Below are 18,227 nucleotides of genomic sequence, written 5' to 3' on the forward strand. Positions count from 1 at the left end.
GTCTGTCGTCCGCGCTGTCCGTTACAGCTTGAACTGTTCCACCAGCCGCTTCAGCTTCTGGCCCAGTTCGTTGAGGGTCTGGGCGGAGAGCTCTGCCTGTTTCGTGCTGGTAACGCTCAGGGTGCTTGCCTCGCTGATGTTTTCCATGGCCAGGGCCACCTGATCCATGCCGATCATCTGCTGCTGGCTGGTGGCCGTGATCTGGACCGAGGCGTTTGCCGATTCGGAGATGCTTTCCGTCAGGAGCCGGATCGATTCGCCCGCCGCCGCAGCCTGTTTTTCCCCGGCTTCCACGGCCTTGCTCCCCTGTTCGGTAGCCATGACCGCCGCATTGGTTGCCTTCTGGATATCGTTCAGCAGCGCCCGGACCTGGGCCGTCGCCTGTTTCGACTGGTCGGCCAGGCTTTTGACTTCGTGGGCCACAACGGCGAAACCCTTGCCGTGTTCGCCCGCCTTTGCCGCCTCGATGGAGGCATTGACCGCAAGGAGATTCGACTGCTCTGCCAGGTCGTTGACCGTGGCGATTATTTCGCCTATGGCGTGGCTCTGTTCGCTGAGGCTCACGATGCTTTCGGCCAGGGTGGCCATCTGCTCGCGGATACGGTTCATCCCTTCGATGGACTCTTCCACCGATTTTTTCCCTCCCTGGGAGACCTGGAGCGACCGCTGTGCCGTGTCGGCCACATTCCGGGCCTTCTGGGCAGCCAGTTGCGTGGTCTGCTTCACCTCTTCGACGGTGGCGGTCGTTTCATTCAGGGCGCTTGCCGTTTCTGCCGCGCTGGAGGCAACCTGGGTGGTTGCGGCCAGAATCTCTCCCGCCGAGGCCGCCAGGACGTTGACCCCTTCCTGGATGTCCATGGTCTGCCGGCGGAGATTCTCCACCATTGTGCCGAAAGTCTGGAGAAGCTGGTTCATCTCGTCACGGCCCCTGGCGGGGGGGACCGTTACGGTGAGATCGCCGCTGGATACCCGCTCCGCCACCCCCATTGCGGTCCCCAGGGGGCGGATGATGCTGCGGGTAAGGGTGACGGCGATGAGGACGACGATGCCGGCGGCAGCAATAACTGCGATAGAGGTCAGGATGAGGGACATCCTGGCCTCACGCTGGGCCCTTTTGAAGAATTCGGTCGCCTGGTTGTCGGCGACGTTGAGGATGTCCGCCGATTCCTTGTCCAGTTTGGTGAACAGCTTCGATTCAATGTCGGCAAGGAGCGCCCCGGCGGTTTCCTTGCGGTTGTCGAGCACCAGGGTGATGACCTCATCCCGGAGCGGCTTCCATTCATCATAGGTCTTGAGCACGTCGTCAACTTCGCTCTGCCTGCCGGAGAACCGGTCTTTGACGACTCCCATGTTTTTTATGAATGCTTTTTCGGAATCATTGACCGCTTGCAGTTCTGCGCTGACCGCACCGCTGGCCTTCGACGTCACCATCTTGTTAAGGGAGCGGTTCATCTGCATCAGGTCGAGATAGGCGCTGCGGATCGCCTTCCTGACGGTGAAGGGCTTATCGTACATATTGTTGGTGAGGCCTGCCAGCAGGTTCATCCGGTTCAGGGAATATCCCCCGACTCCAATCAGGAGCGCCAGGATAATCGCGAAACTCACGAACAGCCGCGTCTGTATTCGCATATCCATTATCATGTTTCCGTTCTCCCTTTCTTTCTGAAACTGGATTTATCGGTTCGATGCGGTATGAGCACTTACTCTTCGTATTGTACGATTATACGGCTGTCGTTCAGTATCCGCTTTCCGTCCAGGATTATCGTGCGCTCACCGGTGATGCCCTTCAGGTATTCATCCCTGATGCCGGTAAGGGTGGGGAGTGATGGCTGGGTCCCCTCGTCCGGTATCAGCCGCACGCCCAGTATCTCGTCCGCCAGGATGCCGAAGGTCATGTCTTCATCATGCACAATGATTACCTTGTTCAGGTCCGTCAATCCCTTTTCCGGCAGGTCGAAGAATTTTTTCAGGTCGATGACGGAGACGATTTCTCCTCGGACGTTGATGAGCCCCAGGACGAAGGGGGGCGTGCAGGGAAGGGGGGTGAGGTCCTTCAGCGGGCAGGTTTCCCGTACGCAGGACATCTCGATGCCGTACCGCTCGTAGGCCAGGAGGAATTCCAGAATTTCCAGCTGCCCCGCGGCCGTTTCCTCCGGGCGCGAGTCGCGGGCCAGGGCGGCGGCCCTTGTCTTCAGGATTCGCGCCTCCTCTTCGGGAGAGACTCCACTGGCAAGGGCCGCCCGTGCCGTTTCAAGGCGGCGGCGGATTTCGTCCCAGTCGATATCTTTCGCCGGTTTTGCAGAATGAGCGTCAGTCATGGTGAGGTCCTCGCGTCATCCCCGTTAAGGTTTTAGGCCGGATTCGCGCGTTGCCGCGATGATCTTGGCAAGCCTGCCGGCGGTAATCCCATCGCTCCCCGGTACCGGGTGATCGTCGCAATATGTGCGCAGGAGCTCCAGGGCGTTATCGAAATGGCGGTCCGATTCGGTTTTCTTCCCCTGCCGCAGGGTGAGGTTGCCCAGGGCGAAGTGGGAGAGCACGAAAGAGTGATCGATATAGAGCGCCCGCTTCAGCGCCGCCACCGCATCGTCAATGGCTCCCCGCTCCTGGAAGATGGTGGCGCGGAGGTAGTGGAGCTCCGCATTGAGCTTGTCGGCGGCTAGCGCCTCTTCCGACCATCGGAGCGCCTCCGTAAGATTGCCCATGTCGGCGAAGAGCTGCGCCAGGAGGGCGGCTGCCTTTCCGGATATGGGGGGGGAGACGTCGGCCGTCCGGGCTTCGGAGAGGAAACCGCACAGCTTTTCCGCTGCCTGTAGATAATCCCCTTGCCGGTGGAGTGCCACTGCCTCTTCATAGGCTGACGGCTCTGCATGGCAAGCCTTCTCTTCCCTGTTTTCCGGCGGTAGAGGCTTCCCGGGGACGGGGAGGGGAGCCGTGGACTGCTGCTCCGTTTGGAGAGGCAGGGGCTCCACCGGTGAGAGCGGGCATGAAAATGCGGCAGTCTCTTTCCCGTTGCCCCCCTTGCGGTAGAATACCGCTCCCGGAAAGGCTATGGCGTCAAACCGCCCGAAAATTGCGGCGGAGGTCTCACAGGGGCTGACGAGCAGCCAGCCGCCGTCAAGGAGAGCGCGGTGAAAATTCCCGGTGACCCGGCCGGCCTGTTCCTCTCCGAAGTACATCAAAACGTTGCGGCAGAAGATGATGTCCATGGCATTGGTGTTGTTAACCAGGGAAGGGAATGTGTCTTCCACCAGATTGAGGTTGGCGAAAGTCACCATCTTCCTGATGGCGGCGGGGACCTCGAACCTTCCGTCTTTACAGCGGTTGAAATACCGGCTCTTCATCCATTCAGGCACGCCTCGGAATGACCAGCTGCTGTAAATGCCCCCCGCCGCCTTGCAGAGGGCGCGGGGGTTGATGTCGGTGGCCAGGATGGTGATGTTCCACTCGTCCAGGTCGGGAATCATCTTTTTGAGCAGGATAGCGATGGAATACGCTTCCTCGCCCGAGGAGCAGCCGGCGCTCCAGATCCTGAGCCGCTGTTCCTTCCCGCGCCGGGCGTTGATAAGTTCCGGCAGGATGCTTGATTCGATGGCGTCGAAGCTCCCCTTTTCGCGGAAAAAATAGGTCTCGCCGATTGTCAGGTGGCTGGCGAGTATTTCGATATCGCTCCGCGAAACCGGGGACGATAAGAGCCACTGGACACACTTCCCCGCATCCATGAAACCGAATTCTCGGGCGGCGTGAATCGTTCTGTGCTCCAGGTCGCGCCAGCGTTTTTCCGGGAAATGCAGGCCGAGCTGGCCGGAAACGAATTCACTTAGCCGCGCCAGAAGATGATGGGGTATGTGATGGGGCATCACGCTCCTGTTTGGCAATCCGGCAGGGGGAAATCAGGCATGGCTCTCCGGTTCCAGTGCCGATTCCAGCGCCCGCGCTTCTTCCAGGGACAGAAAACCGTCGAGATCATGGATGAAAACTACGCCGTCCTCAAGCTTCACGACTCCTTCCACATGTTCCATGCCCGGCACAATCGTTCCGGGAAGCACGATCTCATGGACCGGCCGTTCGATGACGTCATGCACCATGTCCACCACGAGGGCCACGGTCCGTTCCGCCGTCCGGGCAATGAGCAGATGGTCGCTCAGTTCGGTCTTCCGCCGGGGAAGTCCGAACCGGCGGCGGATGTCGAGGACCGGTACAATGCTGCCGTTAACGGTTATGATGCCGATGACAATTTCAGGCGCTTTCGGCAGAGGAGTTATTTCGACCATGCGGACGGTTCGGTCAACGGCGGAGAGTTGCAGCGCATAGCGCTGATCGTCGAGGGAGAATACTACGAGGTGAAAGGATTCGGTCACGGGACGTCCACCTTTTGAGGTAGTGGCGGTCTTGTGCAGCAGAAGGCAAAGGACGTTTTCGGGGCATCTGTGCCATTACAATGACAAACTGGCGAAAGAATAACAGAAACAGCAAGGTAAAACAAGGTTTGCCGATGATGTATTCATGGCAATGCAGGCACTGGTGGGGCAAGGACAAAGAAAAGGGGCGCCTGAAGCGCCCCCGTGGGGAGTTTATGCTATTTCGCCGCTGGGAGGCGCCGTGTGCCGGATGTCCTTCCCCTTGACCATGAAGATTACCATTTCGGCCACGTTGGTGGCGTGGTCCGCGATCCGCTCCATGTATTTCGAGATGTAGAGCAGTTTCATGGCCCTGGTTATGCTTGAGGGATCTTCCATCATGAAGGTGAGAAGCTCCCGCTGTATCTGCTCGTTGACACTGTCCACGAAGGCGTCTTCCTTGCATACCTTGATGGCCAGTTCGGCATCGCCCCGGACAAAAGCGTCGAGGGCTTCCTTCACCATGGTTGCCGCGGCTGCGGACATGCGGGGAAGGTCGATGTAGGGCTTCAGGGGGGGCTCCTCGTTCAGTTCCACCACGCGCTTCGCCACGCTGGTGCACTGATCCCCGATCCGCTCCAGGTCGGTGACGATTTTCAGGGCCAGGGTGATGAAGCGCAGGTCCCTGGCCGCCGGCTGGCGCCGGGCCAGAACCTGGAGGCATTTCTCGTCGATCTCCAGCTCCAGGTGGTTGATTTCGTGGTCGGTGGCGATGAGGCGTCGGGCCAGGTCCGAGTCGCGCTCCACCAGGGATTTCATGGCGTCGGAGATCATCTGCTCCACCTTGCCACCCATCTCGAGGAGCTTGTTCCTGATCTCGGTCAGTTCTTCATCGAAGTGTCTGCTGAAATGTTCGCGTTCCATCCATATCTCCATATTAAGGACTTGGGTCGTCGTTGTGCAAAACCTTGCAGTTATCTAGCCGAAGCGTCCCGTGATGTAATCTTCGGTCTGCCTTTTCTCGGGGTTGGTGAAGAGCTTCTTGGTGTCGCCCCACTCAATCAGGTCGCCCATGTAGAAAAAGGCGGTGTAGTCGGAAACCCTCGCTGCCTGCTGCATGTTATGGGTGACGATTATGATGGTGTATTTCTCCGTCAGCTCTTCGATCAGTTCCTCGATTTTCAGGGTGGAGATCGGGTCGAGGGCCGATGCCGGCTCGTCCATGAGGATGACCTCGGGCTGCACGGCAATGGTCCGGGCAATGCAGAGCCGCTGCTGCTGGCCTCCGGAGAGTTCCATGGAGTTGCTCTTGAGCCGGTCCTTGACTTCGTCCCAGAGGGCTACCCGGCGCAGGCTGGTTTCGACGATTTCGTCCGCCTCGCTCTTCTTTATCCGCCCGTTCAGCTTGTAGCCTGCCACTACATTATCGTAAATCGACATGGCTGGGAAGGGGTTCGGTTTCTGAAACACCATGCCGACCCGGCGGCGAATGGATACGGGATCGACGCTGCGGTCATAGATGTCGTTGCCGTCCAGGAGAACCTTGCCGGTGACCTTGGCGTTGGGAAAGAGGTCGTGCATCCGGTTCAGTGCCCGGAGCATGGTCGATTTGCCGCATCCGGACGGTCCGATGATGGCGGTGACGGTGTTTTCGGGGACGTCGATGGAGACATCCTTTACCGCGTGGGTCTGCCCGAAGTGTACATTCAATTTGTCGATGGTTACCTTGGTTTTCATGTGTTCCTCTGAAAAAATGGTGACGACTAATGTTTGGCCCGTCCCAGGTAGCGTGCCGTAAGGCTCAGGGCGAACATGACCGTAACGAGGACCAGCGCTCCCGCCCATGCGAGCCGGTGCCAGTCTTCGTACGGAGAGATGGCGAAGTTGAAAATCTGCAGCGGCATGGCGGCAATGGGTTCAGACAGCTTCCTGCTCCAGAACTGGTTCCCCAGGGCGGTGAACAGGAGCGGCGCGGTTTCGCCGGCGACGCGCGCAATGGCCAGGAGGATGCCGGTAATGACCCCCGTCGTGGCGCTGCGGAGGGTCACCTTGAGGCTGGTGCGCCAGAGGGGGACCCCAAGGGCCAGAGAAGCTTCCCGCAACGATCCGGGGACCATTTTGAGCTGCTCTTCGGTGGTGCGCAGCACGATCGGGATCATGATGAGCGCCAGCGCCACTGCGCCGGCCAGGGCGGAGAACCCCTTCATGGGTACCACCAGTAGGGTGTAGGCCACCATCCCCGTGATGATGGAGGGGACGCCGGAGAGCACGTCCGCCGCAAATCGCACGGCATTGGAAACCTTGCTCCCGCCGAACTCCACCAGGTAGAGCGCCCCGAATACGCCGACCGGGATGCCGATTACCGAGGCCAGGGCGATCAGGACCGCCGACCCCACCATGCCGTTGGCCATTCCTCCCCCCGTTTCGCCGGTGGGCTTCGGGATGTGGATGAAAAAGTCCGGGGTGATGGAGCTGGCACCCATTTTGATGATGTGGAAGAAAATCATTCCCAGGGGCACCAGTACGGCCACGGTGGCGCACACCATGAGAAGGGTGACTATGTGGTTCTTGATCTTTCTGATAGTGACGGTTCCCATTATTTCGCCCCCCCTGCCGCTTGCCGTGTCATGCCCCAGAGGAGGAGCCTGGCCATGACGTTGATGACAAGCGTGATTGCCAGAAGCAGGAGGCCGATTTCCATGAGCGCCGAAGCATGGAGTGTCGAGGTGGTCTCGGCGAACTCGTTGGCGATGACGCTCGGCATGGTGTAGGCCGGTGAAAGGAGCGAAAGGGATATCTGCGGCGTGTTGCCGATTACCATCGTCACTGCCATGGTTTCGCCGATGGCCCGGCCGAGCCCCAGAATGACCGCGCCAAGGATGCCCGAGCGGCCGTAGGGGAGAACCGACATGCGGATCATCTCCCAGCGGGTCGCTCCAAGGGCTATGGCCGCTTCGCGCTGGCTCTGGGGGACGGCGAGCAGCACTTCCTTGGATATTGAGGTTATGATCGGGACGATCATGATCATCAGGATGAAAACGCCGGCCATCATGCTCACGCCGTAGGGAGCCCCCTGGAAGAAGGGGAGGAATCCGAAGCGCTCGATGAGAAACGGCTGCACCGTCTGCTGGAGCCAGGGAGCCATGACCAGGATTCCCCACAGGCCGTAGATGACGCTCGGAATTGCCGCCAGCAGCTCAACCAGGGCAGCCACGGCGCCGCCGAATTTCTTGGGCGCAATCTCCGTTATGAAGAGAGCCGTCCCGACGCTGAGCGGGGTTGCGAGAACCAGGGCGAGAATGGAGGATATGACCGAGCCCCAGATGTAAGCCAGGGAGCCGAAGGCGTCCTGAACCGGGTCCCAGTTGGAATCGCCGATGAATTTCCAGCCGAAGGCCTTTATGGCCGGGAGGCTTTCCTTCACCATCTCCAGGACCATGACGGCCATGATGAGAAGGATGCTGAAGGCAAGTGTTGCTGTAACCCCCTTGAAGAGAAGGTCCGAATTCAGCCCTTTGTTCGGGGGGAGCGCTGGTGATGGTGTCTCGTTAGTCACCGTATTCTCCGTATATCCAATCGGTTGCCAGAGGCTCTGTTCTTCAGGAATGGTATGCCTGGGGCAGCCTCAGTTGGTTGTTTTCCGTAACATGCACTTAATGCTGCTGTAACAATTACGGGAAGCTGAAAATGCCCGGCGCTCACCGCTGTGCTTCGCGGGAGGCCGGGCTTTCCAGGAGATTACTTAATGGTCTTGATTGTTTTTCCGACCATTTTCTTGACGTTTTCGGGCAGCGGTGCGTAGAGGAGCGGTGCCGCCATTTTCTGGCCGTTGTTCATGCTCCAGTTCAGGAATTGCACCAGTTTTTGCCCCTTCAGGGCGTCTTTCTGCTTTTCGTACACGAGCAGGTAGGTGAAACCGGCAATCGGATAGGCGTTTTTGCCCGGCTGGTTCACGAGGGAGATGCGGTAGTCGGCCGGCATATTCCTGGCGGCGCCGGCTGCTGCGGCGCTGGTGCTCTGGATGGAGGGCTTGACCCAGTTGCCGCTCTTGTTCTTCAGGGTGGAGGTGGGGAGCTTATTCTCGAAGGCGTAGGCCAGTTCCACGTAACCGATGGAGTTTTTGGTGGTTTTGACCTGTCCGGCTACACCTTCGTTCCCCTTGCCGCCGAGGCCGATGGGCCACTTGACCGAGGTGCCCTTGCCAACCCTTTTGGCCCACTCGGGGCTCACGGCAGTGAGAAAATCAGTGAAAATTGAAGTGGTGCCGCTGCCGTCGGAACGGTGCACGACGATAATCGGTGCGTTGGGAAGCTTCAGGCCGGGGTTGTCGTCGGTAATGCGGGGGTCGTTCCACTTGGTGATCTTGCCGAGATAGATGTCGGCCACGTCTTCGGACTTGAGCTTCAGGCCATTGGGTACGCCGGGGATATTGTAGGTGACCACTACTGCGCCCATGACGGTCGGAATGTGGAGAAGCTTGCCGGGGGCCGCTTTCAGTTCCGCATCGGAGAGGGGCTTGTCGCTGGCGCCGAAGTCGACGGTCTGGGCGGTGATCTGCTTGATGCCGCCGCCGCTGCCGATGGACTGATAGTTGAATCTTACCGATGGGTCAATCTTGGCATATTCGCTGAACCACTTAGAGTAGAGCGGATAAGGGAAGGTTGCGCCTGCGCCGTTGACCAGGGTTGCGGCATCCGCTTGACCGGCCGCGGCGGTTACCGCCAGGGTCGCAAGGATTGCGAGACTTTTCCGTAATGCTTTCAGCATCTGTTTTTCCTCCTTGGGTTTTTACAGCGTGAAATTCGTTATCAACTTTTTCGTAATAATAGGCCTGCTTCTGTTACATTCAGGTTACGGCAATGCAAAGATCCTTTGAAAAACGTTGCGGAAACAAACTTTTCTCCGTGGTCACAATTCTTCCCTGCTGCTGCGGGGAGAGAAGCGCACGGCAATGATCCGCACCGTCGCCAGGGACAGGACCAGGGCTATCACCATGGCGACCTTCTGCCAGTCCATTTCCCGGTACCAGAATGCCATCACTTCGGTCAGAACAGTGACCAGCACCGTGTCGATGATATAGGTCACCTTGACCCGCCCTTCCGTGAAATAGGCAAGCGCCGTCCTGAGAACCTCCACGATGGCGAGCACCGTCAGCACATCCACCAGTATGGTCCTGAATGCCCCGTGCAAATCGTCTCCCATGACAAGCCGAAGGTCCTGGAAGGTGACGATGATCCCCGCCAGAATTGCCAGGAGAATGGCGACGATGAGGAGGCTCAGAAGCGTTCGGACCGAGATTTCGAAAAATTTCGTCAGCTTCAGGTCAATGACGTTTTCTTTCCACATGATATCTCCTTATAGAGTTGATTCAACGCTGTCAGGTATTAGCATGTGACTGTTACAGTGGTGTGGAGTTTATGCAAGGAGTTGGAAAATGGCGATTTTATGCCGGCGGGGGTGCTGTGTCGGATGGAAAAAGGGCACCGGAGGATCGGTGCCCTTGACCTGTTGCTGTGAATAATTTTCTTTTATGCTTTTCTTTTATGCCTGCTTCAGGGTGAACCAGAATTCCGAACCTTTTCCCGGTTCGCTCTCCACCCCCACGGTGCCGCCGTGGAGCTGGATGATGTGCTTTACTATGGAGAGGCCGAGACCGGTTCCCCCTTCATTGCGGCTGCGCGCCGCGTCCACCCGGTAAAAGCGTTCGAACAGGCGCGGCAGGTCCTTGGCTGGGATGCCCGGGCCGGTGTCTTTAACTCCGATGCGGACCATCCCGTTATCCGCCTTTACGGTAAACGAGATGGAACCCCCTTCGGGCGTATACTTGATGGCGTTGTCCAGAAGGTTGACCATAACCTGCTCGAGGCGGCCGGGGTCTGCGATTACCGCCGGTGCTCCTTCCACTCCCGAGCAGTCTACGGCAATCCTCTTTTGGGCAGCCTTCGGTTCCAGGAGCTCCATGGTATGTTTTGCCACCTGCTCCGGGCGGACCGTTGCCTGCTCCAGGTTCATGTTTCCCGCCTCCAGCTGGGAGAGGGTGAGGAGGTCGCCGATCAGGGCGGCGAGCCGTTCTGAATGGCTGAGGATTATTTCGATGAATTTCCGTGCCCGCTCGGGATCGCTTTCCATGAGGCTGTCGAGAAGCGTCTCGGCATATCCTTTTATGACGGTAACAGGGGTTCTCAGTTCGTGCGAAACATTGGCGACAAAGTCCCGGCGGATGTTTTCCAGCTTAGTCAGGTCGGTGATGTCGTGGAAAACGGCCACTACCCCCTGGAGCTCTCCGTTGTCCAGAAGGGGCACCCAGTGGGTAAGAACGTGTTTTTCCTTCCCGAGAGCAAGGGTCATTTTCTCGATCCGCTCATCACGGGAGGCGACGATGGCCTTGAAGGCATCATTTAGGGCGGGATGGCGGGCGATTTCGATGATGTGTCTCCCCTCGACATTCCGGTCCAGGGAGAAAAGTTCGAGAAAAGCCGGATTGACCAGGGTAATCATGCCGTTGGCGTCGGATACCATGAGTCCTTCACCCATTCCCCGCAGGATGGTGTCGAGCCGGTTCCGCTCCGCCGAGGTGCGCTCCATCTGCTGTTCTATCCGCTCGGCCATGTCGTTCATCACCAGGGCCAACTCGCCAACCTCGTCGCGGGTGGAGACCGGAACTCTGCGGCTGAAGTTTCCTTTCCCGATTTGTTTCGCCAGGATGGTTATGGTACGCAATGATCGGGAAGTTACCCGCGAGAGGATATAGCTGAGAATAAGGGCGACGAGCAGGGCGATGGCCAGAGAAGCCGCAAGCAGTGTCCGGATGCTCCCTTTCGCCTGTTCAAGGGCGGTGAGTGGGAGCGAGAGGCGCACAAACCCTTTTTCGCCCGTGGCCGTTTCCAGCGGCACCGCCATGTAAAGCATGGGGGTCTTTATTGTTGCCGAGTAGCGGATGGCTTCTCCGCTGCCGCTTTCCAGCGCCTGCTGGATCTCCGGCCTGTCCAGGTGGTTCTCCAGTCCCTTCAAGTCCCCTGGAGCAATCTCCGAATCGCCTGCCACCGTGCCGTCGGCCAGGATGATCGTAACCCGTGCCCGGGTTGCCCGCGAGATTGCGGAAGCCACCACAGGCGCGTCATCACGCATCCGGACTATGTCCCGGTGGGCGATCATCCGGGTGAGCCGGGTCTCTGTGGTGAGGTTCTGCCTGATTTCAGACGTCAGGTGCCGGTTCAGGGTATGGCTCAGGTAGGCGAAAAAGACCCCCCCGATGAAAAGGACAAGAAAAAGGTAGGAAGCCATCAGCTTCCATTGGATATTGAATTTCACTGCTCCTCCATCTTGTATCCGAATCCCCGGACCGTTTTTATCAGGTCGCCCGCCTGGCCGAGCTTGGTGCGCAAGCGTGTGATATGGGTGTCCACCGTGCGGGTGTCCCCCACGTAGTTGTATCCCCAGACGTTCTTGAGGAGCAGGTCGCGGCTCTGGACGCGTCCCAGACGTTCCGCAAGATTGAGCAGCAGCTTGAATTCGGTGGAAGTAAGGATTATCTCTTCATCGTCGCAGACCACCATGTGGCGGTCGGGGTCGATGGTTACCCCTGCGATCTTGATTATCCTGCTTTCGGTGGAGTCCGGGAGAGAGCGGCGCAGCACCGCCTTGATTCTGAGCAGCAGTTCCCTGGTGGAGAAGGGTTTTACGACATAATCGTCGGCGCCCACCTCAAAGCCGACCACACGGTCAATCTCTTCGCCGCGGGCCGTAAGCATGATGACCGGTATGTGAGCCGTTTTTTCAGACTTTTTCAGAGTCTTGCAGACCTCCATCCCCATGATCCCCGGAAGCATAAGATCAAGCAGAATAAGGTCCGGCAGTTCCCGGCGGGCTGTTTCAATCCCTTCTGCCCCGTCGAAGGCCGTGAGGGTCCGGTACCCCTCTTTCTCCAGATTGAAAGAAACCAGTTCCGCCAGATCTTTTTCATCTTCGATAATCAGTATCGTTTGCATTGGCATTGGCTCTCCTTGCTGGAGATGGTACGTGTGAAATATTGCAATTAAGTTACAACTGTGTGAAAAAAGCCGTAAAAACAGGCTGTAATAGCCCTTTCCACAAAAAATGTGGATACCCTTGTGGAAAAAGATGCATGCAGGGTGCAAAGGGTCATTAATATAACCGAATTTAGCGGAATGCACAAAAAAAGAGCAGCCGCAAATCAGGGTCTAAAATAAAAAAATCAATAAAATCAATCTGTTGGCGTAAGTGTCTGAAAAGTTACGGTAACTGCTGTCAAGTATTTTCTAGATGTGTTTAGCATATAATTTGTTGCAATGACGAATCAAAATAAATACTCCGTTCTATTCCCTTGACTTGGCGGCTGGGGGCGTGGTAATTCATTAAAGCGCCGTTAAATCAAGAGGTTGTGGCTTACTGAAATAATGTTTGATATTGCTAAACAATAGGAGATTTGCATGGTACAACACCTCAATTTTACCATTGGTGGACTGCTCGATCACATAGCCGTAACATATCCCGAAAATGACGGGCTGGTCTACCCTGAGCGCAACATCCGTTATTCCTATCGTCAATTCAACGATGTATGCCGTCAGGTGGCCAAGGGGCTGCTCAAGCTGGGCATAAAGAAGGGCGACCACGTTGCCATTTGGGCCGACAATGTCCCCGAATGGGTGATCCTCCAGTTTGCCACCGCCAAAATCGGGGTGGTGCTGGTCACTGTAAATACTGCCTATAAATCGGCGGAGCTGGAATATCTCCTCCAGCAATCCGATTCCAATACCCTCTTCATGATCAGATCATGGAAGGACACCGACTACGTTGCAACGCTGCACGAGGTGGTGCCTGAACTTGATGCTGCCCAAGACGGCGTCGTCAGCACCCCCAAGCTGCCGTTTCTCAAACGGGTGGTCTTTATCGGCAAGGAGACGCCCGCGGGCTTTCTCAACTTCGAGAGGATCGTGGAGTTGGGAAAGGATGTGCCCGACAGCGAATTGGCGGCCGTTGAAGCAACCCTTGATGTCCACGATGTGATCAATATGCAGTATACCTCCGGCACCACCGGCTTTCCCAAGGGGGTCATGCTTACCCACTACAACCTCGTCAATAACGGATTCCAGATCGGCGAGTGCATGAAGTTCACCGATAAGGACCGGCTCTGCATCACCGTGCCGTTTTTCCATTGTTTCGGTTCCGTTCTGGCGGTCATGGCAAGCGTTACGCACGGCACAACCATGGTCCCGGTGGAACTCTTCGACCCGCTTAAGGTGCTGCGGACGGTGCAGGCGGAGCGGTGCACCGCGCTTCACGGCGTGCCGACCATGTTCATTGCCGAACTGGAGCACCCCGAGTTCTCAACTTTTGACCTCTCTTCGTTGCGCACTGGCATCATGGCCGGTTCCGTATGCCCCATCGAGGTGATGAAGCGTGTCGTGAAAGATATGAACCTGACAGAAATCACAAGCGTTTACGGACAGACCGAGTCATCCCCCGGCATCACCCAGAGCCGGACCGACGATCCGGTCGAATTGCGGGTAGCCACCGTAGGGCGTGCGCTTCCCGGCGCCGAGGTGAAGATTGTCGACATCGAAACCGGCGCCGCCTTGCCGCCGGGGAAGCAGGGTGAGCTTTGCGCCCGTGGCTACATGGTCATGAAGGGGTATTACAAGATGCCCGAAGAGACCGCCAAGGTTATAGATTCCGATGGCTGGCTCCATACCGGCGACCTTGCGGTGATGGATGAGAACGGCTACTGCAAGATCACCGGCCGGATCAAGCAGATGATTATCCGTGGCGGCGAAAACATTTACCCGAAAGAAATTGAGGAATACCTTTACACGCACCCGAAGATTTCCGATGTGCAGGTATACGGCGTGCCGGACCGCAAATACGGTGAGCAGGTTATGGCGGCGGTGATTCTGAAAAAAGGCGTTGAAATGACCGAGGACGAGATACGGGACTACTGCCGGGGCAAGATAGCCAATTACAAGATTCCCAAGTATGTAAAGTTTGTGGAAGGTTATCCCATGACCGCAAGCGGCAAGATTCAGAAGTTCAAGCTGCGGGAAATGGCCATCAAGGAGCTCGGTCTCGAAGAATCGGGTGACGCTGCCTAGGAGATTCAGGGAATGAGAGAAAAGATACTCGGAATACTGCTTGTCCTCTTCGTAATCTGTTTTGCGGCAATTATAATCGAAGAAACCTTTCTCGGCGGGCGCAAGCGCCGTCAGCTTGAACGTAAGGCCCGGTCCGCCTCGGCTTCCGAGCCGGACCAGCGATAACTGATTCCAGGGCAGCCAGGGAGAAAAGAACAAATGCGCATTACCCCGCGGGAAGAACTTGAATATCGCATCAAAAAATTACAGTCATACATGGCTGAAGCTGACATTGACGCGGTTATCGTGGCCCAAAACGCAGATCTCTTCTACTTTACCGGCACCATTCAGAGCGGAGCTCTCTATGTGCCCGCAACGGGTGAGCCCATCTACATGGTTCGCAAGGACTTAATGCGTGCGCGGATGGAGTGCGGACTCAGGGAAGTCGTTCCTTTTGCCTCCATGAAGGATATTCCCGGCATACTCTCTAATTATGGCTATGGGCTCCCTGCCCGGATCGGGATGGAACTCGATGTAATGCCGGTCAATTTTTTTGTCCGTTACCGGGCCGTTTTCCCCGCTGCCGACTATGTTGATGCGTCACCTCTCATCCGGCGCGTCCGTATGGTCAAAAGCAAATATGAAATTCATCTCCTCCAGGATTCGGCGACTCAGGTCGACAAGGTCTATCGCCGTGCCCGGGAGGTGATTCGCGAGGGAATGACCGATCTGGAGCTTGCCGCTGAACTGGAGTTCGTCGCCCGCAAGGAAGGGCACCAGGGGCTTGTCAGGATGCGTGCCTTCAATGCTGAGCTCTTTTATGCCCATGTATTCTCAGGGTCTGATTCTGCTGTCCCGGCCTATGTTGACACCCCCCTCGGAGGCCTTGGCCTCAATCCCTCCTTTGGGCAGGGGGCGGGCCTGAAGAGGATTGAACGAAACGAGCCGATTATAGTGGACTTCGCCGGTTGTGTTGATGGTTACCTCACAGACCAGACCAGGGTATTTTCCATTGGGGACATTTCGGACCGGATGAAAAAAGCCTACGACGACATGCTCAAGGTTCAGCAGCGAATGACCGAGGTGGCTCTGTCCGGCACTCCCTGGGGGCATGTATATGATGTCTGCCGCGCTCTGGCAGTTGAACTTGGTTATGCCGACAGTTTCATGGGGGCAAAGGGGGCGCAGGTTTCCTTTATCGGCCATGGTATTGGCATCGAAATAGATGAATATCCGTTCATTGCCAAGGGGTTCAGTGAGATGGTTCTGGAGCCGGGCATGGTATTCGCTTTCGAGCCGAAAGTGGTGTTGCCGGGAGAAGGTGCCATCGGTATCGAAAATACTTTTTATATCTCCAATTACGAAGGCCTGAAGCAGTTGACATTCTCCGACCAGGAGCTGATTTCCCTCTGATTTCCCGCTCTCTTCCGCCCGTTGTATGGACTCGGGCTCCAGCGGCCGTTCGGCCCTGGAGCTCGAGCTTTCAAAACATCTCGCTCTCCCATTTTTGTCGATAAAAATTATGTTGAGTTTAATCAAATTGAGTGGTATAAATTCTTATAGAAAATTGTATACAGTATACTAAAAAAATATTTCTTCTTGTTTTGGCCCTTGGGCAAGTTTTGGCGGGGCTCGTCTACTGCCGCAAATACCTAGTAACTCTGGAGGTTTGAGACCCTCTGTATATCAATAGCGGAAAGGAGGGGGAAGAAAAGGTAGTCGAGGCTTGGGTTTGTTTTTGTTAATTAGGATATTATAACGTGAAAGGAGAGTACGCAACATGGCACTCAAGGAAACCCTGAAGCAAAAAATTGAGGAGTTTCGTCCCCGTACCACCAGGCTTGTTAAAGAGTTCGGGAAAGTGGTTATTGATCAAGTAACTATTGACCAGTGCATCGGCGGTGCCCGCGACATCCGCTCCCTGGTAACCGATATCTCCTACCTTGATCCGCAGGAAGGGATCCGGTTCCGCGGCAAGACCATTCCCGAAACCTTTGCGGCGCTCCCCAAGGCTCCCGGTTCCGATTATCCGACCGTTGAATCTTTCTGGTACTTCCTCCTTACCGGCGACGTCCCGACACAAGCTCAGGTTGACGAAGTGGTTGCCGAGTGGAAAGTTCGTCAGGCAGTTCCCCAGTATGTATTCGACGCCATTCGCGCCCTGCCGAAGGACAGCCACCCGATGGTGATGCTCTCCGTTGGTATTCTTGCCCTTCAGAAAGACTCCAAATTTGCCGGTTTCTATAACTCCGGCAAATTCAACAAGATGACCGCCTGGGAATATGTGTATGAGGACGCTTGCGACCTCGTTGCCCGGATTCCGATCATCGCTGCTTTCATTTACAATCTCAAGTACAAGGGCGACAAGCAGATTGCTATCGACCAGACTGCCGATTGCGGCGCAAACTTCGCCCGCATGATCGGTCAGTGCAAAGAGTACGAGGATGTGGCACGTATGTACTTCATCCTTCACTCCGACCATGAGTCCGGGAACGTGTCGGCACACACCACTCACCTGGTGCATTCCGCCCTGTCTGACCCCTATTATTCATACTCTGCCGGTCTCAACGGCCTTGCCGGTCCGTTGCACGGCCTTGCCAACCAGGAAGTTCTCGACTGGACCATCAAGTTCCAGGAGAAGTACTGCAAGGATGTGGAGCCGACCAAAGAGCTGGTTACCAAGGCTCTCTGGGATACCCTCAATGCCGGTCAGGTTGTTCCGGGTTACGGCCACGCCGTTCTCCGCAAGACCGACCCGCGCTACATGTCTCAGCGTGAATTCTGCCTCAAGACTCCGGGCCTGAAGGACGATCCTCTCTTCAAGCTTGTTGCAATGATTTTCGAAACCGCACCGGGCGTCCTTATGGAGCACGGTAAGGCGAAGAACCCCTGGCCGAACGTCGATGCACAGTCCGGCGTCATCCAGTGGTACTATGGCCTGCGTGAGTGGGACTTCTACACCGTTCTCTTCGGTGTCGGTCGTGCCCTCGGCTGCATGGCCAACATCACTTGGGACCGTGGTCTCGGGTATGCTATCGAGCGTCCGAAGTCTGTAACTACCGCCATGCTCGAAAAATGGGCTGAAGAAGGTGGCCGTAAGTTCTAATTTCTAACCTGCGTGCGGAGCGGGCTTGGCAGACGCTTCCGCACGCTACGTTAGAAAACGCAAAAAAAGGGGGAGATGTCACCGCATCTTCCCCTTTTACATTTATTGCTTTATTTAGTTTTGGGTGGATGGCTGGCGTCAGTTTACAATCTGAGCGCTGAATATCATTATATCGGCACCTTCTTCCCAGTCATCAGGTTTTAGGCCCGCTTTCAGGCATGTCTGCGACAAAAAGGTATTCCTGTCCCAACCATACTCTACCGCTACCTGGGGGAGAAGTACGCCGTGGCAGGAGTTCTTTATGATGTAGATTCCGTGGGTGCCTACCTTTATATGGTCTGGAGAGGCTATTTTCTCAAGGGGGCTGAGGACTGAAATTTCGATTGAAAAATCATCGAGATCCGCCGGCCTCATAGGGTAAAATCGGGGATCATTGGTTGCGGCAGCTATTGCCATCATCCGGACAAGTTCGTATAGAGGCTTGTCAGAGACAAAACTGCCGATACAACCACGAAGAACTCCCTCTTTCCTGATGGTGACAAAGCAGCCGCAGCGGCACTGGAGAGCAGGGGCGTACACTTCGCTATCGGGTATTTCCCCCCCATTGACGTATCCGGTAATTGCTTCTCTGGCGAGTGACAAAAGCATTTTTTGTTCAGTTCGTGTCAACTTTTGTGTCACATGAGACCCCTT

17 protein-coding genes are annotated in these 18,227 nt (G+C 56.4%); 4 read left to right on the forward strand and 13 right to left on the reverse strand.

Going from position 1 to position 18,227, the window contains the following annotated elements:
- Positions 1-21: 21 nt before the first annotated feature.
- From JZM60_RS09970 to JZM60_RS10025, 12 genes are all read right to left on the reverse strand, one after another.
- On the reverse strand, positions 22-1,641 hold the full coding sequence (locus JZM60_RS09970; RefSeq protein WP_241426216.1) for a methyl-accepting chemotaxis protein: 1,620 nt from the start codon (positions 1,639-1,641) through the stop codon (positions 22-24).
- Between the two features lie 59 nt (positions 1,642-1,700).
- A complete protein-coding gene (locus tag JZM60_RS09975) occupies positions 1,701-2,318 on the reverse strand; it encodes a chemotaxis protein CheW (protein WP_207162199.1) in 618 nt (205 codons plus the stop codon).
- 24 nt (positions 2,319-2,342) lie between these two features.
- Complete coding sequence (locus tag JZM60_RS09980; RefSeq protein WP_207162200.1) at positions 2,343-3,860, reverse strand: CheR family methyltransferase; 1,518 nt, start codon at positions 3,858-3,860, stop codon at positions 2,343-2,345.
- A gap of 33 nt (positions 3,861-3,893) precedes the next feature.
- Positions 3,894-4,361, reverse strand: a complete 468-nt coding sequence (locus JZM60_RS09985; protein ID WP_207162201.1) for a chemotaxis protein CheW — start codon at positions 4,359-4,361, stop codon at positions 3,894-3,896.
- 213 nt (positions 4,362-4,574) lie between these two features.
- On the reverse strand, positions 4,575-5,264 hold the full coding sequence (gene phoU / locus JZM60_RS09990) for a phosphate signaling complex protein PhoU (RefSeq protein ID WP_207162202.1): 690 nt from the start codon (positions 5,262-5,264) through the stop codon (positions 4,575-4,577).
- 54 nt (positions 5,265-5,318) lie between these two features.
- Complete coding sequence (pstB, locus tag JZM60_RS09995; protein WP_207162204.1) at positions 5,319-6,077, reverse strand: phosphate ABC transporter ATP-binding protein PstB; 759 nt, start codon at positions 6,075-6,077, stop codon at positions 5,319-5,321.
- A 26-nt stretch (positions 6,078-6,103) separates the two neighbouring features.
- Complete coding sequence (gene pstA / locus JZM60_RS10000; RefSeq protein WP_420907822.1) at positions 6,104-6,937, reverse strand: phosphate ABC transporter permease PstA; 834 nt, start codon at positions 6,935-6,937, stop codon at positions 6,104-6,106.
- Complete coding sequence (pstC, locus tag JZM60_RS10005) at positions 6,937-7,896, reverse strand: phosphate ABC transporter permease subunit PstC (RefSeq protein WP_207162205.1); 960 nt, start codon at positions 7,894-7,896, stop codon at positions 6,937-6,939. Before pstC ends, pstA begins: the two co-directional genes overlap by 1 nt.
- Before the next feature lie 182 nt (positions 7,897-8,078).
- Entirely contained in the window at positions 8,079-9,107 is a 1,029-nt protein-coding gene (gene pstS / locus JZM60_RS10010) for a phosphate ABC transporter substrate-binding protein PstS (protein WP_207162207.1), read from the reverse strand.
- A 141-nt stretch (positions 9,108-9,248) separates the two neighbouring features.
- Positions 9,249-9,686 (reverse strand): phosphate-starvation-inducible PsiE family protein, encoded by a 438-nt coding sequence (locus tag JZM60_RS10015; RefSeq protein ID WP_207162209.1) that lies wholly within the window; start codon positions 9,684-9,686, stop codon positions 9,249-9,251.
- A gap of 195 nt (positions 9,687-9,881) precedes the next feature.
- Positions 9,882-11,651, reverse strand: a complete 1,770-nt coding sequence (pnpS, locus tag JZM60_RS10020) for a two-component system histidine kinase PnpS (RefSeq protein ID WP_207162211.1) — start codon at positions 11,649-11,651, stop codon at positions 9,882-9,884.
- Entirely contained in the window at positions 11,648-12,328 is a 681-nt protein-coding gene (locus JZM60_RS10025; RefSeq protein WP_277603825.1) for a response regulator, read from the reverse strand. Before JZM60_RS10025 ends, pnpS begins: the two co-directional genes overlap by 4 nt.
- Positions 12,329-12,790: 462 nt before the next feature.
- Here JZM60_RS10025 and JZM60_RS10030 point away from each other — a divergent pair, with 462 nt between their 5' ends.
- From JZM60_RS10030 to JZM60_RS10045, 4 genes are all read left to right on the forward strand, one after another.
- The gene (locus JZM60_RS10030) at positions 12,791-14,449 is read left to right on the forward strand and encodes an AMP-binding protein (protein WP_207162213.1); all 1,659 of its coding nucleotides are present in this window, start codon (positions 12,791-12,793) and stop codon (positions 14,447-14,449) included.
- A gap of 12 nt (positions 14,450-14,461) precedes the next feature.
- On the forward strand, positions 14,462-14,614 hold the full coding sequence (locus JZM60_RS10035) for a hypothetical protein (protein WP_207162214.1): 153 nt from the start codon (positions 14,462-14,464) through the stop codon (positions 14,612-14,614).
- A gap of 33 nt (positions 14,615-14,647) precedes the next feature.
- On the forward strand, positions 14,648-15,841 hold the full coding sequence (locus JZM60_RS10040; protein ID WP_207162215.1) for a M24 family metallopeptidase: 1,194 nt from the start codon (positions 14,648-14,650) through the stop codon (positions 15,839-15,841).
- Positions 15,842-16,208: 367 nt separating this feature from the next.
- Positions 16,209-17,534 carry a citrate (Si)-synthase gene (locus JZM60_RS10045; RefSeq protein ID WP_207162216.1) on the forward strand — a complete coding sequence of 442 codons (1,326 nt, stop codon included), beginning with the start codon at positions 16,209-16,211 and terminating at the stop codon, positions 17,532-17,534.
- 138 nt (positions 17,535-17,672) lie between these two features.
- On the opposite strand, the gene amrA is transcribed toward JZM60_RS10045, so the two are convergent.
- On the reverse strand, positions 17,673-18,215 hold the full coding sequence (gene amrA / locus JZM60_RS10050) for an AmmeMemoRadiSam system protein A (RefSeq protein WP_207162217.1): 543 nt from the start codon (positions 18,213-18,215) through the stop codon (positions 17,673-17,675).
- Positions 18,216-18,227 lie beyond the last annotated feature (12 nt).

It is taken from the genome of Geobacter benzoatilyticus, assembly GCF_017338855.1.
GTDB classification, from domain to species: Bacteria; Desulfobacterota; Desulfuromonadia; order Geobacterales; family Geobacteraceae; genus Geobacter; species Geobacter benzoatilyticus.

Bases quoted from the DNA above. Each gene is read 5' to 3' on its own strand.
- JZM60_RS09970 (WP_241426216.1), bottom strand. From the start codon at position 1,641: ATGATAATGGATATGCGAATACAGACGCGGCTGTTCGTGAGTTTCGCG.
- JZM60_RS10015 (WP_207162209.1), bottom strand. From the start codon at position 9,686: ATGTGGAAAGAAAACGTCATTGACCTGAAGCTGACGAAATTTTTCGAA.
- JZM60_RS10035 (WP_207162214.1), top strand. From the start codon at position 14,462: ATGAGAGAAAAGATACTCGGAATACTGCTTGTCCTCTTCGTAATCTGT.
- pstS (WP_207162207.1), bottom strand. From the start codon at position 9,107: ATGCTGAAAGCATTACGGAAAAGTCTCGCAATCCTTGCGACCCTGGCG.
- pstA (WP_420907822.1), bottom strand. From the start codon at position 6,937: ATGGGAACCGTCACTATCAGAAAGATCAAGAACCACATAGTCACCCTT.
- JZM60_RS10040 (WP_207162215.1), top strand. From the start codon at position 14,648: ATGCGCATTACCCCGCGGGAAGAACTTGAATATCGCATCAAAAAATTA.
- phoU (WP_207162202.1), bottom strand. From the start codon at position 5,264: ATGGAACGCGAACATTTCAGCAGACACTTCGATGAAGAACTGACCGAG.
- JZM60_RS09975 (WP_207162199.1), bottom strand. From the start codon at position 2,318: ATGACTGACGCTCATTCTGCAAAACCGGCGAAAGATATCGACTGGGAC.
- JZM60_RS10025 (WP_277603825.1), bottom strand. From the start codon at position 12,328: ATGCAAACGATACTGATTATCGAAGATGAAAAAGATCTGGCGGAACTG.
- JZM60_RS10030 (WP_207162213.1), top strand. From the start codon at position 12,791: ATGGTACAACACCTCAATTTTACCATTGGTGGACTGCTCGATCACATA.
- JZM60_RS10045 (WP_207162216.1), top strand. From the start codon at position 16,209: ATGGCACTCAAGGAAACCCTGAAGCAAAAAATTGAGGAGTTTCGTCCC.
- pstB (WP_207162204.1), bottom strand. From the start codon at position 6,077: ATGAAAACCAAGGTAACCATCGACAAATTGAATGTACACTTCGGGCAG.
- JZM60_RS09980 (WP_207162200.1), bottom strand. From the start codon at position 3,860: ATGCCCCATCACATACCCCATCATCTTCTGGCGCGGCTAAGTGAATTC.